The 26126-nt window shown below is 41.4% G+C and carries 27 protein-coding genes; 25 read left to right on the top strand and 2 right to left on the bottom strand.

Annotated features, from left to right (window positions below; translation table 11 throughout):
* Positions 1–61: 61 nt before the first annotated feature.
* Positions 62–1462, bottom strand: coding sequence for a sigma-54-dependent Fis family transcriptional regulator (locus HZB59_13465; protein ID MBI5022438.1), 1401 nt, complete (start codon positions 1460–1462; stop codon positions 62–64).
* A 3-nt stretch (positions 1463–1465) separates the two neighbouring features.
* Entirely contained in the window at positions 1466–3448 is a 1983-nt protein-coding gene (locus tag HZB59_13460; protein ID MBI5022437.1) for a cache domain-containing protein, read from the bottom strand.
* A gap of 635 nt (positions 3449–4083) precedes the next feature.
* On the opposite strand from HZB59_13460, the gene HZB59_13455 reads away from it, so the two are divergent.
* From HZB59_13455 to HZB59_13335, 25 genes are all read left to right on the top strand, one after another.
* Positions 4084–4767 (top strand): 4Fe-4S dicluster domain-containing protein, encoded by a 684-nt coding sequence (locus HZB59_13455; protein ID MBI5022436.1) that lies wholly within the window; start codon positions 4084–4086, stop codon positions 4765–4767.
* 2 nt (positions 4768–4769) lie between these two features.
* Entirely contained in the window at positions 4770–5642 is an 873-nt protein-coding gene (locus HZB59_13450) for a CoB--CoM heterodisulfide reductase iron-sulfur subunit B family protein (GenBank protein ID MBI5022435.1), read from the top strand.
* A 292-nt stretch (positions 5643–5934) separates the two neighbouring features.
* A complete protein-coding gene (locus tag HZB59_13445; GenBank protein ID MBI5022434.1) occupies positions 5935–6885 on the top strand; it encodes a malate dehydrogenase in 951 nt (316 codons plus the stop codon).
* A 120-nt stretch (positions 6886–7005) separates the two neighbouring features.
* Positions 7006–7863 carry a CoB--CoM heterodisulfide reductase iron-sulfur subunit A family protein gene (locus tag HZB59_13440; protein ID MBI5022433.1) on the top strand — a complete coding sequence of 286 codons (858 nt, stop codon included), beginning with the start codon at positions 7006–7008 and terminating at the stop codon, positions 7861–7863.
* 13 nt (positions 7864–7876) lie between these two features.
* Positions 7877–8251, top strand: a complete 375-nt coding sequence (locus HZB59_13435; GenBank protein MBI5022432.1) for a hypothetical protein — start codon at positions 7877–7879, stop codon at positions 8249–8251.
* On the top strand, positions 8244–8669 hold the full coding sequence (locus HZB59_13430) for an ATP-binding protein (protein MBI5022431.1): 426 nt from the start codon (positions 8244–8246) through the stop codon (positions 8667–8669). Before HZB59_13435 ends, HZB59_13430 begins: the two co-directional genes overlap by 8 nt.
* Positions 8670–8672: 3 nt before the next feature.
* Positions 8673–10007 carry a 4Fe-4S binding protein gene (locus HZB59_13425; protein MBI5022430.1) on the top strand — a complete coding sequence of 445 codons (1335 nt, stop codon included), beginning with the start codon at positions 8673–8675 and terminating at the stop codon, positions 10005–10007.
* Entirely contained in the window at positions 10004–10348 is a 345-nt protein-coding gene (locus HZB59_13420) for a serine kinase (GenBank protein ID MBI5022429.1), read from the top strand. Before HZB59_13425 ends, HZB59_13420 begins: the two co-directional genes overlap by 4 nt.
* Positions 10348–11085: a PHP domain-containing protein gene (locus HZB59_13415; GenBank protein ID MBI5022428.1), complete on the top strand. Its 738-nt coding sequence runs from the start codon at positions 10348–10350 to the stop codon at positions 11083–11085. The genes HZB59_13420 and HZB59_13415 overlap by 1 nt, the downstream gene beginning before the upstream one ends.
* The gene (locus HZB59_13410) at positions 11085–11630 is read left to right on the top strand and encodes a sensor histidine kinase (protein MBI5022427.1); all 546 of its coding nucleotides are present in this window, start codon (positions 11085–11087) and stop codon (positions 11628–11630) included. The genes HZB59_13415 and HZB59_13410 overlap by 1 nt, the downstream gene beginning before the upstream one ends.
* Before the next feature lie 11 nt (positions 11631–11641).
* Positions 11642–12103, top strand: a complete 462-nt coding sequence (locus HZB59_13405) for an NAD(P)H-dependent oxidoreductase subunit E (GenBank protein MBI5022426.1) — start codon at positions 11642–11644, stop codon at positions 12101–12103.
* A 27-nt stretch (positions 12104–12130) separates the two neighbouring features.
* Positions 12131–12514 carry a (2Fe-2S) ferredoxin domain-containing protein gene (locus HZB59_13400; protein MBI5022425.1) on the top strand — a complete coding sequence of 128 codons (384 nt, stop codon included), beginning with the start codon at positions 12131–12133 and terminating at the stop codon, positions 12512–12514.
* A 12-nt stretch (positions 12515–12526) separates the two neighbouring features.
* Positions 12527–14359 (top strand): NADH-quinone oxidoreductase subunit NuoF, encoded by a 1833-nt coding sequence (locus HZB59_13395; protein MBI5022424.1) that lies wholly within the window; start codon positions 12527–12529, stop codon positions 14357–14359.
* 15 nt (positions 14360–14374) lie between these two features.
* Positions 14375–16138 carry a 4Fe-4S binding protein gene (locus HZB59_13390; GenBank protein MBI5022423.1) on the top strand — a complete coding sequence of 588 codons (1764 nt, stop codon included), beginning with the start codon at positions 14375–14377 and terminating at the stop codon, positions 16136–16138.
* A gap of 42 nt (positions 16139–16180) precedes the next feature.
* Complete coding sequence (locus HZB59_13385; protein MBI5022422.1) at positions 16181–16630, top strand: hydrogenase iron-sulfur subunit; 450 nt, start codon at positions 16181–16183, stop codon at positions 16628–16630.
* Positions 16631–16675: 45 nt separating this feature from the next.
* Complete coding sequence (locus tag HZB59_13380) at positions 16676–17641, top strand: oxidoreductase (protein MBI5022421.1); 966 nt, start codon at positions 16676–16678, stop codon at positions 17639–17641.
* On the top strand, positions 17638–19101 hold the full coding sequence (locus HZB59_13375) for a Ni/Fe hydrogenase subunit alpha (protein ID MBI5022420.1): 1464 nt from the start codon (positions 17638–17640) through the stop codon (positions 19099–19101). Before HZB59_13380 ends, HZB59_13375 begins: the two co-directional genes overlap by 4 nt.
* A gap of 79 nt (positions 19102–19180) precedes the next feature.
* Positions 19181–19663, top strand: a complete 483-nt coding sequence (locus HZB59_13370; GenBank protein MBI5022419.1) for a hydrogenase maturation protease — start codon at positions 19181–19183, stop codon at positions 19661–19663.
* 140 nt (positions 19664–19803) lie between these two features.
* A complete protein-coding gene (gene hypA, locus HZB59_13365; GenBank protein ID MBI5022418.1) occupies positions 19804–20148 on the top strand; it encodes a hydrogenase maturation nickel metallochaperone HypA in 345 nt (114 codons plus the stop codon).
* Positions 20149–20156: 8 nt separating this feature from the next.
* On the top strand, positions 20157–20807 hold the full coding sequence (hypB, locus tag HZB59_13360) for a hydrogenase nickel incorporation protein HypB (protein ID MBI5022417.1): 651 nt from the start codon (positions 20157–20159) through the stop codon (positions 20805–20807).
* Entirely contained in the window at positions 20804–23173 is a 2370-nt protein-coding gene (hypF, locus tag HZB59_13355) for a carbamoyltransferase HypF (protein ID MBI5022416.1), read from the top strand. The genes hypB and hypF overlap by 4 nt, the downstream gene beginning before the upstream one ends.
* 98 nt (positions 23174–23271) lie before the next feature.
* Entirely contained in the window at positions 23272–23532 is a 261-nt protein-coding gene (locus HZB59_13350; GenBank protein ID MBI5022415.1) for a HypC/HybG/HupF family hydrogenase formation chaperone, read from the top strand.
* Positions 23533–23535: 3 nt separating this feature from the next.
* A complete protein-coding gene (locus HZB59_13345; GenBank protein ID MBI5022414.1) occupies positions 23536–24027 on the top strand; it encodes a DUF4440 domain-containing protein in 492 nt (163 codons plus the stop codon).
* 12 nt (positions 24028–24039) lie between these two features.
* A complete protein-coding gene (gene hypD / locus HZB59_13340; GenBank protein MBI5022413.1) occupies positions 24040–25122 on the top strand; it encodes a hydrogenase formation protein HypD in 1083 nt (360 codons plus the stop codon).
* Positions 25123–25269: 147 nt separating this feature from the next.
* A complete protein-coding gene (locus HZB59_13335; GenBank protein MBI5022412.1) occupies positions 25270–26073 on the top strand; it encodes an energy transducer TonB in 804 nt (267 codons plus the stop codon).
* Positions 26074–26126 lie beyond the last annotated feature (53 nt).

Below are 26126 nucleotides of genomic sequence, written 5' to 3'. Positions count from 1 at the left end.
CCAAATGAAAAGATATTCGATAAAAATGATAGATAAAATATATATGCAGGTGTATACTTGATTATGCGGATGAGCCGGGTTTTGAAATACCGTATTTTCTCATCAATGCCTGAAAATTTGAACGCTGCATATCCACTTCACGCGCTGCTTTTGAAATATTCCAATTGTTTCGTATGAGCGCCTCGTGGATGAAAACTTTTTCAACTTCGTGCACAGATGCTTCGCGGATTTGTTTCTTCAATGATTTCAATTCGTCACTGTGTTTCGGAATTATCGAACTGACAAACGCATCGGTCCTGAAAAGCGCGGCAGAGACGTGAACCGGTTCTATTTCATTTCCTTCAACTAAAATGACGAGCCGCTCTATGGCATGTTCAAGTTCTCTTATGTTTCCGGGCCAGTGATAGTTTGTAAGTGCTTCAATTGCTTCTGTTTGGATTTTCGGAATAGTTCTTCCGTTACATTGACAATATTTTTTTAAGAAATAAAGCGCGAGTTCGGGAATATCTTCTTTGCGTTCACGAAGTGATGGAAGTTTTATCGGGAAAACATTCAACCGGTAATAAAGATCTTCCCGGAATTTTCCGGCGGCTACCAATTGTTTTAAATTTTGATTAGTGGCAAAGATAAGCCAAACATCGGAATGTTTCGTGGTTGTACTGCCGACGGGCATGAATTCTTTTTCCTGTAGAAGGCGGAGTAAGCGCGACTGAATTTCAACCGGCAGGTTGCCAATTTCATCCAGAAAAATTGTTCCGCCATCTGCCGCTTCAAATATGCCCTGCTTATCGGCATGGGCGCCTGTGAACGAACCTTTCACATGCCCGAACAATTCACTCTCTATCAGTGAACTCGAAAGTGTTGAAATATCGAGCGCGAAAAATTTTCCTTTTTTACGTTTACTTTGATTGTGCAGAGCTTTTGCGACGAGATCTTTCCCTGTTCCGCTTTCACCTATTATCAGAACCGTGCTGTTTGTTGGTGCGACTTTTTGAACGAGGCGGTAAACTTCTTGCATCTTCGGACTTTTACCGATCATTCCCTCGAAACCGGAATCTTTTGAGTATTCGAATCCCTCTGATGATAAATGGATAAGCTTACGTTTTTCGAGAGCGCGATCGAGAACGGCAATAAGTTCGCTTGGTGTAAAAGGTTTCGGAAGAAAATCGAATGCGCCGCTTCTCATCGTCTCAACTGCAGAAGCGATTGTTGCATAACCGGTGATGACTATAACAAGGGTTTCGGGATATTTTTGCCTCACTGTCTGCAGTACTTCCATTCCTCCGATATCTATCATTTTTAAATCGGTGAATACAACATCAAACTGTTCCGATTGCAGAATTTGAATCGCATCTTTGCCCGATGTTGCGTAGGTTACGTTGTGCCCGGCACGTCGTAAAATTTTTTCACAGCTTTTGCAAATTACAAGTTCATCGTCTACTATAAGAATATTTGCTTCCAAGAATTACTCGCTTTCGGTTGAGTTGATGGGAAGTTGAATTATAAAAGTTGTACCTTGACCTGAAGAACTCTCAACGTTGATCTCCCCGCCATGCTGTTCAATAATTCCGTAGCTGATAGAAAGCCCAAGCCCGGTTCCCTGTTCTTTGGTTGTAAAAAAAGGGTCGAAGATTTTTTCGCGTATATTTTCCGGGATACCCGGTCCGTTATCCTTAAATGTAATAATAAGCGAATCTTTTACCGGCGATATAGCAGTGCTTATAGAAAGTAATCCGCCTTTCGACATAGCTTCGGAGGCGTTGATAATGATGTTGATGAATACCTGTTGAATCTGATCTCTGTCTGCCATAATTTCTGGCAGGTTTTCATGTAAGTTCCGCTGCATCTGAATGTTTCGGAACGATGTTTGGTTGCGGACGAGCAAAATAATGTTTTCGATTATCTCGTTTATGTTGACAATTTGTTTTTGAGGTTTTGTTTGCCGCGCAAAATCGAGCAATCTCTTCACGATTTCTCTGCATCTTATTGTTTCCTTCACTATAACATCGATGTCTTCTCGTCTAGGATCGCTCGCCGGCAGATCGTCAAGAAGTAAACTGCTGTTGGTGAGTATGCCGGTGAGCGGATTGTTTATTTCATGAGCCACGCCTGCGGCAAGTTTCCCGAGCGAGGCAAGTTTTTCCGAGCGGAATAATTGAGCGTGAATTTTTTTAATTTCTTCCGTTCGTTCAGATACTTTAACCTCTAATTTATTTCCCCACACTTCTAATTCTTGTTTTTCCTTTTCCAATTCTTTTGCCATTCTGTTAATTGAACCGGCCAGATGCTCAATTTCTCGCGGGGCATGAACGGTTATTGAGTGATGATAATCACCGTCGGCAATTTTATTGGCTATGTCTTCAATTCGTTTCAACGGAGTCGAAATTTGTTTCGCCATGCGAACGGCGCCAAAGATGATCAACACAATACCGCCGAGGGCAATGCTTAAAAATGTTATCAAAGCGTTACGAAGAATGTCGTCGAAAGGTTTTTTTAGAATTCCTACGTAAAGAATGCCTATAATTTTATTTTCAATATCCCTGATTGGTTCATACGCGCTGAGATACCACGAGTTGACAACAAATGCTTCACCGACGTACCGATTTCCTTTTTGAAGCACTTCATAATTTATCTCTTCCGAGACAAGAGTTGATATTGCGCGGGATCCATCCTGATTTTTAACGTTTGTAGAGATACGAAGATCATTTTGGAAAATTGTCGCGGTTCCTATTTCGCTTCCTTTGTAAATTTCACCTTCGTGCACCACTTCTTTGATCTTATCAACGACTTCAAAATTGCGGTTCAGTAACACACCTGCAATCAACACACCAACAAATATTCCATTGTCTTCGAATATCGGAACCACGGCTTTCAACATCATCCCCGAAGTCTCTTTGTGTTCGGTGTGGGCTTTCGATTTCGGAGTGGGAATGATATCCATCGCCGCTTGCTCTGCAAGATGAGCCGATTCGTTGACCAGATAATCGCGGGAAACAATATCCACTCCTTTGACAATCCTTTTTGTATCTATCACCCGTTGAACGAATTTATCTCGAATGAACGAATGCTCATCCGGTTCGAGCTTGCGGCTGCGACTTATCAGGTGACCGTTTTTATCCAGGATTGTGAGAACATCCAGGTGTTCACGCGTTAGCGTTCGCAATAAATCTTTTTGTAAAAATGTTCTGTTGTTTTCAATCAATGCTTTTACAATCAAAGATCGAGCTGATGTCAACCGCGCAATGCTCTCGATATGCGTAATCTTGTTTCTGAAAATTTCCCGCGCCGAATTCAAATCGGATAATGTTTTGGTTTCCGCTCGCGTGATGATCTGATTATAAATTAATTTTACACCAACGACACTTGTAATTACGGTAGGGACAAGAATCGCGATCGTAAAATATAAGATGAGTTGAGATTGAATGCTTTTTGTGGAAATCTTCTTCATGCTAGGTATAATATACAGACAAATAGTAAAAAATATTTTGGAGAAAAGAAAATACAAATTCAATTTCAGCAAAATAATTTAATTATTTCATTGAATAAGATTCGATTGTCCGAAATCATTGGATGTATTAATATATTATCTTTATTAGAATTGATAAGATGATTTACCGGGCTTTTACATTTATGAAAAACGAAATCCAATTTGATTGAATTTTGTGCGATATGGCGCATCCGCCGATGTAATGTAATGGCATGAAAGTTGTGCGAAACATGTTTGATTCGTCGCCTTGTTTTAATCTAAGAAGAGATACATTTTTTTATCCCCCCATCAAATTGGGATAAATGGAGATTCTTTTTAGATGGGCATTTGATTCACTCGTTCTACCTAATAATTCACGGTTTTATAAACAAGAGAATTTCCGTATTTTGAAAAAATTCGGAATTTATTATTGGTAGTAAGAAAAATAATAGTGGACATGCTCTGTCATAAAAATCTTTTTCAAAAGGTTGCAGACCGAATCGTCATGATGCGGTTTTCGCGACTAATGGCATTCTTATTTCTTTCACAAAAAATATTTTTTGTGGAACGATTCATTAATTTAAATAAAAATAATCACTCCGAACAAAAGGCATATTATGGCTGAATCTTTACGAACTCCATTCTTTATGTCAAAAACAGAATCAGAACTGAGGCAAATATTCCTCGAACAAGTTAAACAAATTCCTGGCGGGGAAAGAATCAAAAGGTGCATCCAATGCGGAACATGCACCGGATCGTGTCCGGTTAGTTATGCCATGGATATTTCGCCTCGCGAGTTAATTGCGTTGTTTCGTGCAGGTGAGATGGAAACAATCATGAAAAGCCGAACCATATGGATTTGCGCTTCCTGTTATTCGTGCACAACCCGATGTCCATCTGGTATCAAGATTACAGATATTATCTATGCGCTTAAACGAACATCGATGGAGAAGCATTACAAATCTAAAGCACCGCAAGTACAAACACTTGCCAGTCTTTTTGTTGAAAACCTGATGGCGTATGGACGGTTGCATGAGGGAACACTCATCAGAAAATATTACATGAAAACGAATGTGAGAAAAATGTTCGGGCTTATTCCGCTCGGTAAAAAAATGTTCGCAACCAAACGCATCGCGGTTTTTCCGAAGAAGATAAAACAACATGAAGCCCTTTCACGCATAATTAAAAAAGCGCAGGAAATTGAAATCCGCCATGCACCGGAACCGATGGAATATTCTCCGGACTATGTAGGTTACAAAGCGGTTGGTGATATGGCACTCGAACAACGGAAAGGGAATTAAAAATGAAGTACGCGTATTATCCCGGATGCAGTCTTGAAAAAACCCAACGTGGTTACGACGAATCTGTTCGCGAAGTGTTCCGGACACTTGATCAGGAAATAGTGGAGATTGAAGATTGGAATTGTTGCGGTGCAACCGTTTATATGTCGGTTAAAGAAACTGTTTCGCTCGCAATTTCATCAAGGAATCTCGCTCTTGCCGAGCAAATGGGTTTACAGATAATGGCACCGTGCAGTTCATGTTTTACCGTTTTATCAAAGACAAATAGAATTTTAAACGAAATTCCGGCGCTCCATTCCGACGTGAATGAGGCGTTAGCCGAGGCAGGTTTAAACTACAGCGGAAAAACGAAAGTGCGCCATCCCCTTGATATACTTATGAACGATATTGGTATGGTAGCGATCCAAAAAAAGATGAAACGTGACCTGAATGGTTTAAAGATTGCGCCATATTACGGATGTCAAATTGTTCGGCCCGACAAAACATTCGATGATAAAGAAAATCCGATTCTTATGGACCGATTGTTCCGGAAATGCGGTGCTGAGGTTGTATATTTTCCGATGAAAGTGCGATGCTGCGGAGGGATGCTGATGACGACGTTTGAAGACACTGCGCTAAAGTTGAACAAAGAATTGCTCGAATGTGCCGTGGCAAACGAGGCAGACGCGATAGTTACAACGTGTCCGCTATGTCACTTTAACCTCGAAGCGTATCAAAGTAAAATCAACGAAGTTTATAATGCAAAGTTTTCGGTTCCAATTTTATATTTTACTCAGTTGTTGGGAATTGTTTTCGGAATACAGCAAGAAGCCATCGGTCTCGATTCTTCTTTTATTCCATTAGGCGATAAAATAACATCATTAGTAACGATCTGAACAAGAAGTGCGGGTTATAATAACAAATTCTCTATCAGATCAAAAAAAATCTCCATGTGCAATGAAGATTGATATCTTAATTCACAAACAACATTAACAATATAAGGAGATGGTTATGCAAGACACGCTCAGTGTAGCCAACTGTGATCAAAAAATCGCACGCATCCGGCATGTCAATCGCCGAGATAAAATGCGTGAATAGATATCGACGTACTATCTATTGTCGGATCAAAAATAAAAGAGTAAATCTGTTGTAAAATATTAATAATGAAATCGAAAGGAGTTTAAAGAAATGAAAATAGCAGTTATAGGCGGCGGCAACATAGGCGGTGTATTGGTGCAGGAAATAGTGCGGAGACGCCTTGCAAAGTATGTAAGTCTTGTAGACGTGAAAGCACCCGATTTGTCCAAAGGTAAATGTTTGGATATTTCTGAAGGTTCACCGATCATTTCATCAGATGTGGTTGTTGAAGGAGCAAAAGAATACGATGTTATATCCGGTGCAGATTTGGTTATAAATACTGCCGGAGTACCTCGCGCCGCCCGACCCGACGGCACAATTCCCACACGGGAAGAATTACTGGCGACCAATTTAAAAATTACCGACGCCGTGAGCGAAGGTATTTCGAAATTCTGCCCAAAAGCAACAATCATCTCGATTGCCAATCCGTTGGATGCAATTGTTTATCGGCTCAATATGAATCTGAAACCACCACGCGAGAAAGTTATGGGTATGGCAGGTGTGTTGGATTCTGCGAGATACAGATACTTCGTGGCTAAAGAAATTGGCGTAAGCATTGAGAACGTTGAAGCCATGGTTCTTGGTGGTCACGGTGACGATATGTTGCCAATCCGCTCGGCATGCCGCATAGGCGGAATGCCGGTGGAAAAATTTATTGCCCCCGATAAACTTGATGCTATCGAAGCTCGCACCAGACAAGCAGGCGGTGAGGTAGTTAAGTTGTTGGGCAGCGGCTCGGCATTTGTTTCTCCGGCATGGGCGGCGTTGGAGATGGCAGAAGCGATTATTTTTGATAAGAAAAAGATTTTGCCGGTTTGCACATTACTCAACGGTGAGTATGGTGTTAATGGTTTATTCATCGGTGTGCCGGTAATTTTAGGCGCTAAGGGTATTGAAAAAATTATCGTTATGGATTTGACTGACAAAGAGAAAGAAGCATTTGCTAAATCTGTTGCCTCGGTAAAGAAATCGAGCGATGAAGTCCTAGCAATGGTGAAATAAATTCAGCCGGATCTGTTTAACAGAGCATCAACGATTGGTTGATAGCAGTTCAAATAAATGATAAATTGTCCCGCACCGGAATTAATAGAACGGTGCGGGACCGATTAATGGAGAATTTTTATGTCACAGAATGGTCAAGCAAAAATCGGTGTATATATTTGTCACTGCGGAGTGAATATATCTGCAACTGTAAACGTCGCCGCTGTACGTGAGTTCATTGCAAAGGCAAAAAACGTTGTGATTGCGCGTGATTATAAATTCATGTGTTCCGATCCGGGACAGGATTTAATAAAACAAGATATAAAAAAATTAGGCGTTAATCGTGTCGTGGTTGCGGCATGTTCTCCGTTAATGCATGAACTTACTTTCCGGCTCGCCGCCGAAGCGGGCGGATTGAACAGATATCTGGTACAAATTGCAAACATTCGTGAGCATTGTTCATGGATTCACGATAATCGAGACGAGGCGACACATAAAGCGAAAGCGCTTGTGAATGCGGCTGTAAGCCGGGTCGCCCTTCACGAATCATTGGAAATTGGTAAAGCAAAAATCAACAAAAACACTCTTATTGTTGGCGGAGGAATTGCCGGTATACAGGCAGCGCTCGAAATTGCCAATGCCGGTTATCATGTTTATTTAGTTGAAAAAGAACCGACGATAGGCGGACGGATGGGTCAATTCGACAAAACTTTTCCAACACTCGATTGTGCCGCGTGCATACTTACACCCAAAATGGTTTCCGTAGGTCATAGGAAAGATATAACTCTTATGTCATATTCCGAAGTGGAAAGTATGAGCGGTTTCATCGGAAATTTTAAAATTAAAGTTCGTAAGAAAGCTCGATACGTTGATACCGATAAATGCACCGGCTGTGGTCAGTGTTGGAGTAATTGTCCGGCAACAAGGATTCCGTCTGGTAGATCTATATTTATAGATGGAAAACTTATAAACGAAAATATAACGCAAATTCAGGATTAACCGATAAACGATAATGCTATTATCTTCCATCAGCGAAATTCTTCAATGCGATATATTCTGCGGGAAAGAACAACTTAGTATGCCCATAGAATTCGGATGTGCTTCCGATTTGATGAGCGATGTTCTCGCTTTTTCGCAATCCGGAGCGCTTTTATTAACAGGATTAGCGAACATACAAACAATTAAAACGGCACACATTGCAGAGATTAACGCTGTAATACTGGTTCGAGGTAAAAAACCTGATATTAGCATGATCGCTTTCGCAACCGAAAAAAAGATACCGCTTCTGGGCACACGATTCTCGATGTATGAAGCTTGCGGTTTATTGTACAAGATTGGACTCGATCCAACGATGGAGCGTTTGAAGTGCGAAAACGAGAATGGATAATACTTTTTTACAAACTTTTAAAATTCAAGGGGGAAATATTTACAATGCCGGGAAAGCATCAACGGAAATTAAAGCGATCCTGAAACAGCTCGGCATAAACGCAAGAATTGTCAGGCGCGTTGCAATAGCTTCTTATGAAGCCGAAATGAATGTAGTAATGTATGCAAAGCAAGCAACATTGACGTTTGAAGTTTCACCGTCACAAATATCGATAATAGTTGATGATGAAGGACCCGGGATTCCGGATGTCAGTTTAGCGATGCAAGAAGGATTTTCAACAGCGACACGTGAAATGCGTGAAATGGGTTTCGGGGCCGGAATGGGTTTACCGAACATAAAGAAAAATTCTGATTATTTAAAAATTGAATCTGTAATAGGCAAAGGAACAAAAGTAATTATAACACTGAATGTTAATTAATAAATGCACGGAGAATTTCATACTATAAAGTTTGTCGATGATTTGTGTGACGGGCATATGCATTGTATGCGTGTTTGTCCAACACAAGCCATCCGTGTTCGGAATCAGAAAGCATCGTTGCTCGATGACCGGTGCATTGATTGTGGTGAATGCGTTCGGGTTTGTCCGAATAATGCAATTATCGCGATGACAAGCTCGTTCAAAGATTTTTCAAAGTTTAAATATACAATTGCGCTACCTTCTCCTGCATTCTATGCCCAGTTCGGAAAAGATACAACTCCTTCTCTGATCTTAGAATCTCTAAAAAAAATCGGTTTTAACGATGTGTACGACGTGGCGTGCGCCTCGGAAGCCGTTAGTATCGCGATTCAAGAATATCTCGATACGAATAAGTCACCACGACCGTTGATATCTTCTTTTTGTCCCGCTATCGTGCAGTTAATTCAGATTCGTTATCCGAATTTACTAGACCATCTCATACCGATTGAATCGCCGATGGAGATTGCCGCGCGGGAAGCGAAAAATTTGAAAATGAAAGAGACCGGGCTCAAAGCAAGCGAAATAGGAGCGATCTATATAACTCCATGCCCGGCGAAGATGTTAAGCATAAAAAATCCGTTGCGCAAAAAGCACTCTTTCATCGACGGCGCAATTGCCATGCGCGATATTTATCCTACATTGCTGCAAACAATTTCTCAATCTAATGGTAATCATGATATAAAAGATATTCAAGGATTGGGACTTGGCTGGCCCATAGTCGGCGGGCAAGTTGCGTGTTTGAAGGCAGAAGATTGTTTCGCGGTAGGCGGATTAACAGATACAGTTCGTATTCTTGAGGATATTGAGAATGATAGATTAAAAGATATTCAATATGTTGAATGTCATTCATGTCCAACCGCATGTGTAGGAGGAACGCTGACTGTTGAAAATCCTTATATCGCCAGGGGCAGAGTTCTTCGAATGGTGGAAAAATACGGATTAATCCCATGTCAAAATAGAGAAAAAATTCGTGGATTATATCAAAAGAACTTCTTTTCATTAATTGGTAAAATTTCGCCGCACCCCGTCCAACCGCTGGATGAGGAAATATCAAGGGCTATCGAGAAAATGCAAAAGAAACAAGACATTCACGATAAACTTCCAAAGATTGATTGCGGTGCTTGTGGTTCGCCAACATGTTTGGCTTTTGCCGAAGACGTGGTTTTAGAGCGTGTAATGCTCGATGATTGCATCTTTGTTGCGATAAAAAAATTTGAAAAATTATCAAGCGATTTGCTTGAAACAGTGCTTCGACACAGTGAAAAAATAAACAGCAATATTAAAATGATAACATCATGAAATTGCATAGTATAGTCGATAAGTTAGGATTAAAATTACTCTGCTGCGAACAAAAATTTGAGCAGGAAATTACAGGGGGATACGCAAGTGATTTGTTGAGCAATGTAATTGCCCGCAGTAAAAAGGGGGATGTTTGGGTAACCATGATGTCTCATGCCAATATAATTGCGGTCGCGGTTTTAAAAGATCTCGGCGGAATTATTATTACCGAAGGTCGTGAACCGGACACTGAAACGGTTAAAAAAGCCGAGGAAGAGAAAATTCCATTGATGCTTACAACATTATCGACGTTTCAGGTTGTCGGCAAACTTTACGAGATGGGTATTCACCCCGGACCGTAATGTCAACAATTATCAGGGCAGATTTGCATGTGCATACATGCCTTTCACCCTGTGGCGATCTGCAAATGACGCCACGAAAAATTGTAGCTAAAGCTTTACATCATAACATAGACGTTATCGCAATCAGCGATCATAATACCGCGGTGAACATTCCGGCAGTTCTTCGCGCGGCTCACGGAACGCCGCTTATCGTGCTGCCCGGCATGGAAGTTTGCACGAGAGAAGAAATTCACGTCGTCGCGCTCTTTGATAATGTAGAATCAGCATTCGAATTACAGCAATATGTGTACGAACGGCTCGAAGGTGAAAATGACGAGCAAACTTTCGGAATGCAGGTTGTTGCCGACGAGAACGATGAAGTAGTCGGATTCAATTCTAAACTTCTAATCGGTGCCGCTGATATCTCAATCGAGCAAGCTATTAATATCATTCATTCTCTAAACGGTCTGGCATTTGCATCTCATATCGACCGGCAGAGCTACAGCGTTATATCTCAATTAGGATTTGTACCGATTACCACGCATTTCGATGGTCTTGAAATCTCGTCGAACCTAACGGTTGCGGAGGCGCGTAAAAGATTTCCCGAATATTCCAACTACACGTTCGTTCAAAACTCAGATGCCCACTTCCTGAAAGATTTCGGAAACGTTTTTTCAAAATTTTTGATAGAAGAAATATCGTTCGCCGAAATAGTAAAAGCGTTCAGAAATGAAAAAGGCAGAAAGATAATTCAATAATGGAAGATATTTCTCTTCATATTCTCGATATCGCCGAAAATTCGATTCGTGCCGGGGCAAAGGAAATAGTAATAAGCGTGATAAGAGAAACCGCCAAAGATCTTCTTACGATAATCGTCAAAGATAACGGCGCGGGTATGAATGATGCCCAAACCAGGATGGCGCCGGATCCGTTTTATACAGGAAAGTCTGGTCGAAAAATCGGTTTAGGATTACCGTTGCTTGAAGATGCCGCGCGGATGGCGGACGGTTCATTAAGTATAGAATCGAAAAGGAATATTGGAACAACGGTAACTGCCGTATTTAATTGGAGCCATATCGATCGGAAACCGATCGGTAAAATTTCCGAAACGATCGTAGCTCTTATTTCGAGTTATCCCGATGTTGATTTTACATTAAATATTAAGAGAAATGAAAAAGGTTTTAACTTCGCGACAAAGGATGTTAAAACCAAGATTCGAGATGTCGCAATCAATTCAACAAGTGTGTTGAGTTTTATCGAAAAATATATCGAAGAAAATATTGAAAGTTTTTTTAAGAATTAAAGGAGAAGACCATGGAATATAATCTTCAACTCAAATCTGATGAAATTGTTCAGCGCTGGGGTGCGCGTCCGGAGAACATCATCGAGATGATGCATGATGTGCAGAATGAGTTTAATTATCTGCCGCGGGATATCATATTTGAAGTTGCAAAAAAATCACATGTACCGCTTAGTCAGATTTACAGTCTTGCAACTTTTTTCAACGCGTTCAGCTTGGTTCCGCGCGGAAAATACCAGGTTTGCGTTTGCATGGGAACAGCATGCCATGCTTACGGCGCTCCAAAAATAATGAATGTTTTAGAGAAAGAACTCGGAATCCAGTGCGGTGAAACTGCGAAAGATATGAAGTTCGGACTTGAGTCGGTACGATGTGTTGGTGCATGCGGAATTGCCCCCGTTGTCGTGATCGGAAAAGATCTCTACGGTAAAGTGACGGCACAAGGAACCACAAAGCTATTAAAAAAATACCAATAACCGAATTCATCGAAAAGGAAATAAGGTATGGGTAAACTGAAAATAGAAGACTTAGAGAAAATTGCCGAAGAGGCGCGCAAAAAAATGACGATACGCGAAGGCGGTGGTAGGGCAAAAATCACGGTTCATATGGGAACCTGCGGAATTGCCGCCGGTGCCCGAAACATCATGAATACATTTTTGAAAGAGATTGAAACGCACGATGTACATGATGTTATTATAACAAGCACAGGTTGTGCCGGTCTTTGCAATAAAGAACCGATGATAACGATTGAGCTGACGGGTCAGGCACCTGTAAAGTACATCCAACTTACCGAAGCGAAAGCGAAACGAATTTTCGATGAGCACATCATGAAAGGTAAATTTGTGCAGGAATATGCCTACGCTATCGGCAGTGAAAAAATTTTATAAAAGGAGATTAGAATGACGACTCATCGAATACAAGTAATGGTATGTACAGGTACCGGTTGTGTATCGAACCATGCATTTGAAATAAGAGATGCGTTTGAAAGGGAAATTAAGAAAAACAATCTGCAAACAGAAGCAGCGGTCATAACAACGGGCTGTAACGGATTTTGCGGTGCCGGACCTCTTGTAGTTGTGCAGCCCGATGGAATTTTCTATCAACTTCTGAAGGTGTCGGATATTCCGCATTTGGTGGCAGAACATTTCCTTAAGGGGCGCCCCGTAAAGAAACTGATGTACATTCCGCCGGAAGAGAAAACGCCTATTCCGAAAATGTCGGAGATACCATTTTTTGCAGATCAAACTTTAATTGCTCTTCGCAACCGCGGCATGATCGATCCAGAAAAAATCGAAGATTATATTGGTCGGGGCGGTTATAAAGCTATCGCGAAAGTATTAACATCCATGAAACCCGAAGAAGTTGTAACAGAGATAAAAGCATCGGGTTTGAGAGGACGAGGCGGCGGTGGATTCCCTACCGGTGTAAAATGGGAATCGTGTAAAAAAGCCCATGGCACAGCTAAGTATGTTATATGCAATGCCGACGAGGGAGATCCGGGTGCATTTATGGATAGAAGTATTGTTGAAGGTGATCCTCATTCTGTGATTGAAGGAATGCTGATTGGGGCGTACGCGATTGAAAATGTTACGCAGGGTTTTATATATGTTCGTATGCAATACCCTCTTGCAATCCATCGCTTCGAGGTCGCAATTAAACAGGCGCGTGAGTATGGTCTTCTTGGAAAAAATATTTTCGATAAAGGTTTTGACTTCGATATTGAAATCCGTCGTGGTGCCGGCGCGTTCGTGTGCGGTGAGTCGACTGCACTCATGACATCAATCGAGGGAAAAGTCGGTGAACCGAGAGCAAAATATATTCACACAGTCGAAAAAGGTCTTTGGGACTGTCCCACGTGCCTGAATAATGTTGAAACATGGGCTAATGTTCCTCAGATTATACTCAAGGGTGCCAAATGGTTTTCAAGTATTGGAACAGGAGATGTTTCTGTCGATCCATGGGGCGGAAGCAAAGGAACAAAAGTGTTTTCGTTAGCCGGAAAAGTAAATAATACCGGGCTTGTAGAAGTTCCGATGGGAATAACCATGCGCGATATTATTTATAAAGTCGGCGGCGGTATCCCGGAAGGTAAAAAATTTAAAGCCGTTCAAACCGGTGGACCTTCCGGTGGATTCATACCCGAAACTTTACTCGATTTGCCTGTCGATTATGAAGAACTTGCAAAAGTCGGATCTATGATGGGTTCCGGCGGAATGCTTGTGACTGATGAGGAAAACTGTATGGTTGATATGGCAAAATATTTCCTTAGCTTTACTCAAGATGAATCTTGCGGAAAATGCATCCCTTGCAGAGAAGGTACAAAGCGGATGCTGGATATTCTGGATAAAATAACGATGGGAAAAGGTTCCGAGGAAGATCTTGTTATGCTCGAAGAATTATCGAGTATGGTAGTGGAGTCTTCTCTGTGCGCGCTTGGCGGTTCGGCGCCCAACCCGGTTTTAACCAGCATGAAATATTTCCGTGAAGAATACGAAGCGCATGTCCGCGATAAAAAATGTCCTGCGCACGTTTGTAAACCACTCATTAAATATAGTATAGATGAAAATGTCTGCATTCAAGTCGGGCATGGTTGTGATGTTTGCCGAAAGCAATGTATCGATAATGCAATCATCGGTGAAAAAAATCAGGCTCACCGTATCGATCCATCCAAATGCGGAAAGTGCGGCATTTGTTATGATGTCTGTAAATTCGATGCTATCCATATAGAGTAATCAACAGGAGCAGCTATGGTAAATGTAAAAATAGATGGAATAGAAATTCAAGTTGTGGAAGATACCACAATAGTTCAAGCGGCCGAAAAAGCAGGTGTTTGGATCCCAACGATGTGCTATTCGGATCTTATTGAACCTTATGGAGTATGCAGATTGTGCAGCGTTGAGGTGGTTCGTGGGAAAAGGAGCCGTCTTGTTACGGCATGCAACTATCCGGTCCGGGATGGTATAAGTGTTTTGACAAATTCCGACAAGGTCAAATGGATCAGAAAAGTTATAATGGAATTGATGCTGTCGCGCTGGCCCAATGTTAAAGTTGTTAAAGAGATGGCCCAACGATTGGGGGTTGAAAAACCCCGGTTCGAAAGTCTGGAGAAAGATGAAGCGACAGAGGCCTGCATTTTATGTGGCTTGTGCGTGAATGTTTGCCGCGATCTGGTTAAAGCATCGGTGCTCGGCTTCGAAAGCCGCGGTATAAAACGGAAAGTTGTTCTGCCGTTCGGTGAACGTTCGGATGCGTGTATTGTATGCGGCGCTTGCGCTCATGTGTGTCCAACCGGTCATATTAAAATGGTTGTCGAAGATTATAAAGGCAAGAAACCTGAATTTACACTTGGTGTGAAAACTCCGATAAGCGTGCCGACACTGCAAGCCGTTCCGCGGGTTCCGGTAATCGATACCGAGTCTTGTATCTATTTTGAAACCGGCGGGTGTCAAACATGTGCAAAGGTATGCGAACCGCAGGCGATCAATTATAAAATGGAAGATGAAATTGTTGAAATTGATGCCGGACAGGTTTTGCTCGCAACCGGCTACGATCTTTTCGATGCTTCAAAACTTGCGCAGTTTGGTTACGGACGACTCGATAATGTTTATTCGTCTCTCGAGTTTGAAGCAATATTGAATTCAACCGGTCCAACCAGTGGAAAAGTTGTAATGAAAAATGGGAACCAACCCAGATCAGTCGGCATAATTCACTGTATAGGTTCACGTGATGTTGAAAACCATCCGTACTGTTCGCGTGTGTGCTGCATGTATGCACTTAAATTCGCGCATTTAGTTCACGACAGAACCGATGCGGCTATCTACCAATTTTACATCGATATGCGCGCGTTCGGAAAAGGGTACGAAGAATTCTACAGCCGACTGTTGGATGAAGGGATAACGATGATTCGTGGAAAAGCGGCCGAAGTTGTGGAACGCAGTCACGGCTCCAACGGTGATGGATCGCTTCTCATTCGTTGCGAAGATACACTCATCGGAAAGTTCAGAGAGGTTCCTGTCGATATGGTTGTTTTGTGCAACGCTATAGAACCGCGTCACGATATTGAAGCGATACGCAAAATATTCTCTATCAGTAAGAGTCCCGACGGATTTTTCCTTGAACGTCATCCGAAATTAGATCCTACATCCACCATGAGCGACGGGATATACATTGCCGGATGCGCTCAGGGACCAAAAGATATTCCCGATACGGTTGCACAGGCGAGCTCAGCCGCGGCGAGAATTCTATCTATTATCGCCAAAGGTGAAGTTGATATCGATCCTGTTCGCGCATTCATCGATGAGAAATATTGCGCCGGATGCAGAATGTGTAACAACCTATGTCCTTACTCAGCAATAGATTTTATTTCTGATAAAAAAATATCTCAGGTCAACGATGTGTTATGTAAGGGATGCGGTACATGTGTAGCAGCATGCCCGGCATCGGCAATAACAGGCAAAGGATTTTCGGATGCGCAAATTTTTGCCGAGCTTGAAGGGCTGCTCGAAATTTAAATATTATTAGTAAACAATGAAAACTGAAATGGAGCAACGAATATGGGATTTGAACCAAGAATAGTAGCATTTCTCTGTAATTGGTGCACGTATACCGGTGCAGACCTCGCCGGTGTTTCGCGCCTGAAATCTCCGGCAAACATCAGAGTGATCCGCACGATGTGCAGCGGCCGCGTGGATCCAACGTTTATTATGAAGGCATTCGATCTTGGAGCCGATGGAGTGCTGATAGGCGGTTGCCATCCGGGTGACTGCCATTATGCTGAGGGAAATTATAAAACTCTGAGACGTGCTCATCTTATGAAAAAAATTATGCAAGCGTACGGAATTGATGAGAAACGGCTCCGTCTCGAATGGATATCTGCCGCTGAAGGAGATAAATTTCAGGAGGTAACTACAACGTTCACAGAGACTATCCGTTCTCTTGGACCGCTTGATTGGAGAAAAAGAATCGGTCAAGGTGATCGCGTAGAAAATCCCGTTACTGTTTAAACGTTCAGATTCTGAATTTGAAAAGAGAATATAAAGGAACTCAATATGGCAAAACCAAAATTAGCATTGTACTGGGCATCGAGTTGCGGTGGTTGTGAAATAGCTGTGCTGGATATCCAGGAAAAAATTCTCGATGTGGCAAACGCTTTCGATATCGTATTTTGGCCCGTCGCCATGGATTTTAAGTATGATGATGTTAGAAAAATGGAAGACAAGAGCATCGATCTTTGTTTGTTCAACGGTGCTATACGAAATTCGGAAAATGCCGAACTTGCTCATCTTCTTCGTGCGAAATCTAAAGCGCTCGTTGCATTCGGTTCATGCGCGCACGAAGGCTGTATTCCGGCTTTAGCGAACCTCACAACAAAAGACGCAATATTGAAATGGGTTTACAAAGATTCCCCTTCAACTGTCAGTTTGAACGGTGGCGTCTATCCGCAAACACACACCAAAATGCCGGAAGGTGAAATAGAAATTCCGGAAATGTGGGGAACTGTAAAATCACTCGATCAGGTTATCGATGTCGATTATTACGTACCGGGTTGTCCTCCTCAGCCGTTTCAAATATGGAACGTCATCGAATATATCTTGAGCGGCAAACCGCTACCGCCAAAAGGATCTGTTCTCGGCGCCGATGACAAAACATGCTGCGATGAATGTCCGCGGGAGCGTAAAGAGAAAAAAATAAAAAAATTCTTCAGACCGTACGAAATATTACCGGATCCGAACGAATGCCTTCTCGATCAGGGGATTATTTGTATGGGTCCTGCAACGCGGAGCGGTTGCGGAGCGCTTTGCACAAAAGCGAATATGCCTTGCCGCGGTTGTTATGGTGCGCCTCCGAATGTTGTAGATCAAGGCGCAAAAATGGTAAGCGCACTCAGTTCTGTAGTTGATTCACAAGATCCGAACGAGATCGATGAAATATTAAATCAAATCGCCGATCCGCTCGGAACATTCTATCGATTTTCGATGGCTCACTCTATTTTAAAGAGGGTTGATAAAATATGAAACAAATTAAAATTGATCCGATAACACGTTTAGAAGGACACGGTAAAATCGACATCTTCTTGAACGACGATGGTGAAGTAGCTAACACTTATTTCCAGATTCCGGAGCTTCGCGGTTTTGAGCAATTCTGCGTCGGCAGACCGGTTGAAGAAATGCCCCGCATTACAACGCGTATTTGTGGTGTTTGTCCTGAAGCGCACCACATGGCTTCTGCAAAAGCGTGCGATGCTGTTTTCCATGTGGAAATACCTCCGACAGCCAAGAAGCTCCGCGAATTATTATATAATGTATTCTACGCCGGCGATCATACAACACATTTCTACGCGTTAGGAGGTCCTGATTTTGTTGTTGGTCCCGACGCTCCCAAAGCACAACGTAATATTCTCGGTGTTGTTGCAAAAGTTGGTTTGGAAGTCGGTGGAAAAGTTATCGAAATGAGAAGGCGAACTCAGGAAGTGATTAAAATACTCGGAGGAAAAAATACTCATCAGGTTACTTCACTGCCCGGTGGTGTAAGCAAAGGGATAAATGAAGAAGAACGAAAACTGATTGAAGAACATTGTAAATGGTTCGTTGATTTCGGGAAATTCACGATTCAAGTGTTCAATGATATTGTACTAAAGAATAAAGCTTATGTTGATCTGATATTATCTGATATGTTTTCAATGAAGATTTATTCTATGGGATTGGTAGATGAGAAAAACCGTGTCAATTTTTACGATGGAAAGGTCCGCGTAGTTGATCCGGACGGGAAAGAATTTGTTAAGTATTCACCGAATGATTATCTCGATGTTGTTTCAGAACATGTTGAACCATGGACATATTTGAAATTCCCGTTTCTTAAAAAGGTCGGCTGGAAAGGATTCGTGGAAGGAAAAGATAGCGGTATTTACCGCGCAACTCCTCTTTCTCGTTTGAACGCTGCCGATGGAATGCCCACACCTGCTGCTCAAGAAGAATATGATAGAATGTATAAAACTTTAGGCGGTAAACCGGTTCACGCAACGCTTGCAACTCACTGGGCGCGAACCATCGAATTACTCAGCGCCGCAGAAATGGCTCTTGATCTGGTGCGCGATCCGGAAATAACCGGGACGAATATTCGTGCAATCCCAACCGCAACACCCACAGAAGGAGTTGGGATTGTGGAAGCTCCGCGCGGTACACTTACTCACCATTATATCACTGACGAAAAAGGTATTTTGAGAAAAGCTAACCTGATTGTAGGTACAACTAACAATTATGCCCCCATCTCATTATCAATCAATAAAGCGGCACGAGGTCTTATTAAAAAAGGAACAACAGTCACCGACGGTATTCTGAATACCGTTGAGATGGCGTTTCGCGCTTACGACCCATGCTTTGGATGTGCAACGCATACACTTCCCGGACAAATGCCGCTCGTCGTGAATATCAGAAATAAAGACGGAGAAATCATTCAAGAAATAAAAAGAAATTAAAAATAATTTACTATCTTTAATTCGATAGAGCGGCGGTATTCGTCGCTCTACTTTTTTATATTAATAGTGTGCGCAAAAAATGATCGACCGATTAAGTACAGTTTTAGTTCTTGGATTGGGGAATGATATTCTCGGAGACGATGCCGTAGGACTTCTTGCCGCGCGTGAACTGAAAATCTTATTTCACGATAAAGTAGATGTTGTTGAAGCCGCTGTTTCGGGTTTCGAAATTATGGAAATACTGGAAGGTTACGAATCGGTTTTACTTCTTGATGCTGTTGTTACTAAGGCGCATCCACCCGGATATATACTCGAACTATCGAAAGAACAATTCAAAAATGTCGTGGCAATTTCTCCGCATTACATGGGGCTTCCGGAAGTGTTTCAACTTGCAGAAGAAATGAAAATAAAGTTTCCAAAAATTATCAGAATACTTGCAATGGAAATTATCCCCCCGTATGATATCAAAGAAGGGCTGAGCGAACCGATTCAAGAATCATTTCCCCAATTTGTCGAAACCGGTTCTGCCATTCTTTCTGAATTGCTCGCTGGGAAATGTTGATTCCATTCTTTCATAGTTGAGAAACGCCCTTCTTTTCATTACATTAATCTGAAAAACAATCTGCAAAAACTTTAAAAATCCCCTGAAATCGTCAAAACGGAGGCATTTTAGGTGGCTTACTTATTGTAAAATAAAATCATATGCACGAAATGTCTGTAGCGAAAAATATTCTCGATATTGTTCATGAGCATGTTCAATCAGAAGATGAAAACAGAGTAAGATCAATCATTCTCAAAATTGGCGAGATGAGCGGAATCGTATGCGATTCGCTTGAATTTTGTTTCTCATCGCTTGTTCACAACACACCGCTTGGAGGAGCAAAGCTCTTCATCCAAACAATTCCAATTTCGGCAGAATGCAATTTTTGTAATTACAATTCACGATTGGAGTATGGAATATTTTTTTGTGAGAAATGCCATAGCAGCGATATTAAAATAATTTCCGGCAGGGAACTTCAAATAGTACAAATTGAATTGGAAGATTGAGAAGAATTATGAGCGTTATAACGATTGAACGAAAAGTTCTTGAAAAGAATGACGAAATTGCAAATATAAATAGAACTTTATTAAAAGAGAACAAAATCCTCACTCTCAATCTCGTCAGCTCACCCGGATCTGGCAAAACTAGTATCCTGGAGCAAACAATAGATCACCTTAAGGATAAAATAAAACTTAGTGTGATAGAGGGGGATGTACAAACCGATTTCGACGCGCAACGCATTGCCCGGCACGGAGTTCCGGTTGTCCAGATTGTTACGCGCGGGGGATGTCATTTGGACGCACCATTGATAAGAGACGCGATGGTTAAAATTGGTATCGAAAATTTAGACCTCCTTGTAATTGAAAACGTGGGCAATCTTGTTTGTCCAGCTAATTACGATTTGGGTGAAGATATGAAAGTGGTTGTCATCAGCACAACCGAAGGGGACGATAAACCTTTAAAGTATCCAGCTATGTTCCGTAACGCATCGGTTCTTATCATCAACAAGGTCGATTTACTTCCTTATGTCAATTGCAGTTTACAAGAATTAAGGAAAAACGCGTTGCAGATAAATCCGAAACTCGAAATATTCGAAACATCCTGCACAACCGGCGCGGGTATAGAACTCTGGTGCGGTTGGATTCTTCAGCACTTATCAAAATGATACACAGAGTGCATATTATTGTGCGCGGAGCTGTACAGGGCGTTGGATTTCGTCCGTTCATTTACCGCCTTGCCATGGAGTCTCGGCTGTGTGGTTGGGTGATGAATTCAACACAGGGGGTATTAATCGAAGTCGAAGGATCGAAAGATGTTTTGGAAAAATTTGTTTTACGGATTGCTAATGAAAAGCCACAACACTCTTCGATTCATAGTTTAGAGTATTCATATCTTGATCCGGTGGGATATACAAATTTCGAAATCAGAAAAAGCAATGAATCTGGCGAAATATCTGCAATCGTACTGCCTGATATTGCCTCTTGTCATGATTGCATAAAGGAACTGTTTAATCCGCAAAACCGCCGTTATCTCTATCCGTTCACCAATTGCACCAACTGTGGTCCACGTTTTTCAATTATCGAAAATCTTCCGTACGACCGGCAGAATACTTCGATGAAAAGTTTTAAAATGTGCGACGAATGTTTGAGTGAATATGAAGACCCGCTCAACCGGCGATTCCATGCTCAACCCAATGCGTGCCCAAAGTGTGGTCCGCATATAGAATTTTGGAATGAACGTGGGAATAAAATATCAGATAATCACGCAGCTATTTTGATGGCAGTTAAGCAAATAGAGGCAGGGAAAATCGTTGCAATAAAAGGTATTGGCGGTTTTCATCTTATGGTTGATGCTAGAAATGACGATGCAGTTCGTCGTTTGAGGGAACGAAAGAACCGCGAAGAAAAACCTTTCGCTCTCATGTATCCATCATTAGAAATGATTAAACAAGATTGTGAAGTCAGTGTACTTGAAGAACGGCTTCTTCTCTCGCCGGAGTCTCCAATAGTACTTCTGAAGCGCACATCGCAGGCAACATTTCCCACAATGAAGATCGAACATCAAATATCTAACATTGCAATTTCTGTCGCTCCGAACAATTCTTATCTCGGTATAATGCTCCCATACACGCCACTGCATCATATATTGATGAACGAACTTGGATCTCCGGTTGTAGCAACAAGCGGAAACTATTCGGATGAACCGATTTGCATAAACGAAAAAGATGCAGTTGATAAATTATCCTGTATCGCAGATTATTTTCTTGTACACAACCGACCTATTGTTCGACATGTAGATGATTCAATAGTTCGCGTCATGGCGGGACGCGGGATGGTTGTGCGGCGGGCACGTGGTTATGCTCCACTTCCCATCCGACACAACAATTCATCCAACCGATCTATACTTGCCGTTGGTGCGCACTTAAAAAATTCCGTTGCACTTTATTCCGGTGAAAATGTTTTTATAAGCCAGCATATTGGTGATCTTGAAACGACTGACGCATATTCAGCATTTGAACGGGTCATACACGACTTTCAACTTCTTTACCGAGCAACGCCATCCTCAATTGTTTCAGATCTTCATCCGGATTACATGTCGACGCAATATGCTAAAAAAAGTAAAATTACGCTGAATCAAATTCAGCATCATTATGCGCATATAATGTCGTGTGTTGCCGAAAATAAAATTGAAGGTGAAGTCTTAGGTGTGTCGTGGGACGGTTCGGGTTATGGAACTGATGGAACAATTTGGGGAGGAGAATTTTTATTGACAAATGAAAAATCATACGAACGGATTGCAACTTTCCGGAATTTCAAACTCCCAGGTGGGTGGAAAGCGATTAAAGAACCGCGTCGGACAGCCGTTGGAATTTTGTATGAATTATTCGGTGATGATTTTATTTGCCATGATTATTTGCAAACAATCAAATCGTTCAGTAAATCAGAGCTTCATAATTTGTCAACAATGATGAAGAAAGGAATCAATTCACCTGTAACATCGAGCGCTGGACGACTTTTTGATGCTGTGGCGTCAATAATCGGAATTTCTCAGCAAGTTTCATTCGAAGGTAAAGCAGCGATGGAATTAGAATGGGCGATTAAAGATTTGCAAACTGAGGAAACTTACAAATATCGAATATTGAATATCGAATATCCAATAAATAAATCCGAAATCCTCGATCCCGACGAGTCGAATCATCGATCGGATTCCAAAATCATAATTGACTGGGGACCCTTAATCATTAACATTCTCGAAGATGTGAAACGGAAAATAGATGTTGCCGCCATCTCCGCAAAATTTCACAACACACTGATTGAGATGATCGTCGATATCGGAAAGCGAATCGGAGAGAAACGTATAGCTCTTTCGGGCGGTTGTTTTCAGAATAAATATTTAACGGAAAGAGCTGTGCACAGATTAACCTCAGAAGGATTCAAACCTTATTGGCATCAGCGGGTGCCGCCGAATGATGGAGGTATTTCACTCGGGCAAATTGCGGCTGTGATGAAAATAAATACGAGTTCATTGTAAATGGTGAGGCGATTCAGTAAATTTAATTTTGCATTGAGTTTAAGAGAACGTAAAACATTGTGTAAATCCAAAGTAATGTTTCAGAAAAAGGAAAAACTATGTGTTTAGCAATTCCGGGAAAAGTTCTTGAGATTAAAAAAGGTACAACACCACTGATGGGCATTGTAAGTTTCGGGGGTATTCAAAAAGAAATTTGCTTGGATTGGGTGGATGATGTTCAGGTGGGTGAGTATGTAATTGTGCATGTGGGCTTTGCTCTGAGTAAGATGGATGAAAAAGAAGCTATGATTACATTGAATATGATAAAAGAAATGGAAAAGTTGGGTGAGCAATCGAACAATTCCAACAAGGAAGTATAGCTGATGAAAAACAAAATAATGTTGTTTATCGCATCACTGATAGCTGTTTCGATTTCCGGTTATGCACAAAACGACGGTGCTTACCGGATTAAAAATAACTCCGAGTTATACACTATCGATAGTTTATTTAATTTATATTGTCAATCTAACGGATTAAGTAAAGCATTTATTGAGTTTGCGGCCGATGATGTTATTCTAATGCGTCAAAACCAATTTCCGATTGTTGGCAAAGACTCGCTGAAGAAAAAATATTCATCGATAAAAAAGCAACCAAATTTATCGTGGTCTCCAGTGTACGCAGATGTTGCCGCATCGGGCGATCTTGGATATACATTTGGAAAATGGAAACTTGTAAGTCAAACATCTGTTGGTACCGATACCGTATCTTACGGTGTTTATGTTTCAATTTGGAAACGCCAGTCAGATGGTCGGTGGAAATATGTGTTTGACGGAGGTAACGAAACACCCGGGCAATTACCGTGTGATAAAAAATAGGTAATTGAACCGATGAAATATATTGATGAATATAGGAATGGGGAGATAGCTCAAAGTTACATTGAAGCGATCAAAAATATTGTAACTCGTCCATGGACGATAATGGAAATCTGCGGCGGGCAAACACACAGCATCGTGAAATATGGAATTGAAGAGCTTTTACCTGAGGAAATTATACTCATTCATGGTCCGGGTTGTCCGGTCTGTGTAACACCGTTGGAGATGATCGACAAAGCAATTAACATCGCATCGTTAAACGATGTTATATTTACTTCATTTGGTGATATGCTCCGTGTGCCTGGATCAAAAAAAGACTTGCTAACCCTGAAAGCGGAAGGAAGTGATGTGCGGATTGTTTATTCGCCGCTCGACGCCGTAGCCATCGCCGAAAAATATCCCGATAAAAAAATAGTTTTTTTCGCAGTCGGATTCGAAACAACAGCACCGGCGAATGCGATGTCGATTCTATCAGCTGCGAAAAAAGGATTGAAAAATTTTTCCGTTCTATGTTCACATGTGCTTGTACCGCCCGCAGTTGAATTGCTGTTATCTTCTCCTCACAACCGCGTTAACGGTTTATTGGCGGCTGGACATGTTTGTACTGTTATGGGGTTTGAAGAATATATACCGATTTCAAAAAAATATCACCTCCCGATCGTTGTCACCGGATTCGAACCCGTGGATATTCTTCAAGGAATCTATATGACGCTGAAACAACTTGAGGAAAAACAGTTTACCGTAGAAAATCAATATGCGAGGTCTGTGAAGAGAGAAGGAAATTTAGCCGCACAAAAGGTTTTAACCGATGTTTTTGAGATAACGAATAGAAAGTGGCGCGGGATTGGCGAGATTTCACACAGCGGATATAAGATTAGCGATAAATTTAAAGAATATGATGCCGAAAAGATATTTGACGTACAAGAAATAGCTGTAAAAGAATCACCTTTGTGTATTGCCGGATTGATTCTGCAGGGATTGAAAAAACCTCACGATTGTTCCGCTTTCGGAAAAGAATGCAAACCCGAACATCCGCTCGGTGCACCGATGGTTTCATCGGAAGGAGCGTGCGCGGCATACTATCATTTTCATCGTTAGAAGTCTACTTGATAATCTTTGTGTGCGAAATGAGATAAATGTGGAATGAAGTCTTCTGAACTCCAGTTTTGATTGCATATTGCAATCCTTGTAAGTTCTTTTCAATGAAATCATTATAGGGAATCTTGGTGGGATAAAGAAAATGGGATGCAATTTACAATAATTCTGTTTTGTTACTTCATCCTTACATCATTAATTTACATATTAAATTTGGCACTTGATTTGTACGATTTCAATTTAGTCGAACAAACAGGAGTTTATATGACTGCTTTCTTATCTGATTTCTATCCGAAACATATCTTTATTGCTTTAGTTATTTCTGTTTCGTTTCACCTCACGATGTTATTATCTTATGAAATATTTAACAATCTTAGTGTTGAAGAAGTAATATATGCTGGCGGAATCATAATCGATTATAAGAATCTTCCGCAACCAGGTATAATGGATGAACCGGTAATTGCCATGCCAAAAATAAAGCCGGAAACCCATCTAACCGAAGGTATCCCTGTTCCGGTTCCGGAAATAGATGTCTTGCCTGAACAAACAATTCCAACACAAAAAGAGATGGGAGATAATCGCGACATTAACAGAGAGATTTTTGAAAAGACCGGCACAGTTAAAGTGGAAATGCCTGATGTGAATATCGCTGATCCTGACCCTGAAATATTTATTTCCGTTGAACGATTTCCGGTTCCAGTAAAACAAGTACAGCCCGTTTATCCACCCATGGCTATTCGCACGGGTGTTGAAGGTACAGTTTGGGTGAAGATACTTATAGATAGAGATGGTAAAGCGAAGAAAGCAATTGTGAGCAAAAGCGATTCAGAAATTTTAAATGATTCCGCGATTAACGCAGCATTAGAGTGGTTGTTCACACCGGCGATGATGAACAGCGGTCCGATTGCGGTATGGGTTTGTGTTCCATTCAGGTTCAAGTTAAAAAAAGATTAATTGATTAATACAATTTGAATTTATCTGAGATCGAGTACAAAGATTTTAGATTT

The sequence above is a fragment of the Ignavibacteriales bacterium genome (assembly GCA_016214905.1).
Lineage (GTDB): Bacteria > Bacteroidota > Ignavibacteria > UBA10030 > SZUA-254 > PNNN01.
This window is presented reverse-complemented; position numbering and strand designations above follow the sequence as displayed.

What these genes read in the sequence shown, in the direction of transcription:
- HZB59_13460 (MBI5022437.1), bottom strand. Translation starts at nt 3,448, where the DNA reads ATGAAGAAGATTTCCACAAAAAGCATTCAATCTCAACTCATCTTATAT.
- HZB59_13455 (MBI5022436.1), top strand. Translation starts at nt 4,084, where the DNA reads ATGGCTGAATCTTTACGAACTCCATTCTTTATGTCAAAAACAGAATCA.
- HZB59_13450 (MBI5022435.1), top strand. Translation starts at nt 4,770, where the DNA reads ATGAAGTACGCGTATTATCCCGGATGCAGTCTTGAAAAAACCCAACGT.
- HZB59_13445 (MBI5022434.1), top strand. Translation starts at nt 5,935, where the DNA reads ATGAAAATAGCAGTTATAGGCGGCGGCAACATAGGCGGTGTATTGGTG.
- HZB59_13440 (MBI5022433.1), top strand. Translation starts at nt 7,006, where the DNA reads ATGTCACAGAATGGTCAAGCAAAAATCGGTGTATATATTTGTCACTGC.
- HZB59_13435 (MBI5022432.1), top strand. Translation starts at nt 7,877, where the DNA reads ATGCTATTATCTTCCATCAGCGAAATTCTTCAATGCGATATATTCTGC.
- HZB59_13430 (MBI5022431.1), top strand. Translation starts at nt 8,244, where the DNA reads ATGGATAATACTTTTTTACAAACTTTTAAAATTCAAGGGGGAAATATT.
- HZB59_13425 (MBI5022430.1), top strand. Translation starts at nt 8,673, where the DNA reads ATGCACGGAGAATTTCATACTATAAAGTTTGTCGATGATTTGTGTGAC.
- HZB59_13420 (MBI5022429.1), top strand. Translation starts at nt 10,004, where the DNA reads ATGAAATTGCATAGTATAGTCGATAAGTTAGGATTAAAATTACTCTGC.
- HZB59_13415 (MBI5022428.1), top strand. Translation starts at nt 10,348, where the DNA reads ATGTCAACAATTATCAGGGCAGATTTGCATGTGCATACATGCCTTTCA.
- HZB59_13410 (MBI5022427.1), top strand. Translation starts at nt 11,085, where the DNA reads ATGGAAGATATTTCTCTTCATATTCTCGATATCGCCGAAAATTCGATT.
- HZB59_13405 (MBI5022426.1), top strand. Translation starts at nt 11,642, where the DNA reads ATGGAATATAATCTTCAACTCAAATCTGATGAAATTGTTCAGCGCTGG.
- HZB59_13400 (MBI5022425.1), top strand. Translation starts at nt 12,131, where the DNA reads ATGGGTAAACTGAAAATAGAAGACTTAGAGAAAATTGCCGAAGAGGCG.
- HZB59_13395 (MBI5022424.1), top strand. Translation starts at nt 12,527, where the DNA reads ATGACGACTCATCGAATACAAGTAATGGTATGTACAGGTACCGGTTGT.
- HZB59_13390 (MBI5022423.1), top strand. Translation starts at nt 14,375, where the DNA reads ATGGTAAATGTAAAAATAGATGGAATAGAAATTCAAGTTGTGGAAGAT.
- HZB59_13385 (MBI5022422.1), top strand. Translation starts at nt 16,181, where the DNA reads ATGGGATTTGAACCAAGAATAGTAGCATTTCTCTGTAATTGGTGCACG.
- HZB59_13380 (MBI5022421.1), top strand. Translation starts at nt 16,676, where the DNA reads ATGGCAAAACCAAAATTAGCATTGTACTGGGCATCGAGTTGCGGTGGT.
- HZB59_13375 (MBI5022420.1), top strand. Translation starts at nt 17,638, where the DNA reads ATGAAACAAATTAAAATTGATCCGATAACACGTTTAGAAGGACACGGT.
- HZB59_13370 (MBI5022419.1), top strand. Translation starts at nt 19,181, where the DNA reads ATGATCGACCGATTAAGTACAGTTTTAGTTCTTGGATTGGGGAATGAT.
- hypA (MBI5022418.1), top strand. Translation starts at nt 19,804, where the DNA reads ATGCACGAAATGTCTGTAGCGAAAAATATTCTCGATATTGTTCATGAG.
- hypB (MBI5022417.1), top strand. Translation starts at nt 20,157, where the DNA reads ATGAGCGTTATAACGATTGAACGAAAAGTTCTTGAAAAGAATGACGAA.
- hypF (MBI5022416.1), top strand. Translation starts at nt 20,804, where the DNA reads ATGATACACAGAGTGCATATTATTGTGCGCGGAGCTGTACAGGGCGTT.
- HZB59_13350 (MBI5022415.1), top strand. Translation starts at nt 23,272, where the DNA reads ATGTGTTTAGCAATTCCGGGAAAAGTTCTTGAGATTAAAAAAGGTACA.
- HZB59_13345 (MBI5022414.1), top strand. Translation starts at nt 23,536, where the DNA reads ATGAAAAACAAAATAATGTTGTTTATCGCATCACTGATAGCTGTTTCG.
- hypD (MBI5022413.1), top strand. Translation starts at nt 24,040, where the DNA reads ATGAAATATATTGATGAATATAGGAATGGGGAGATAGCTCAAAGTTAC.
- HZB59_13335 (MBI5022412.1), top strand. Translation starts at nt 25,270, where the DNA reads ATGCAATTTACAATAATTCTGTTTTGTTACTTCATCCTTACATCATTA.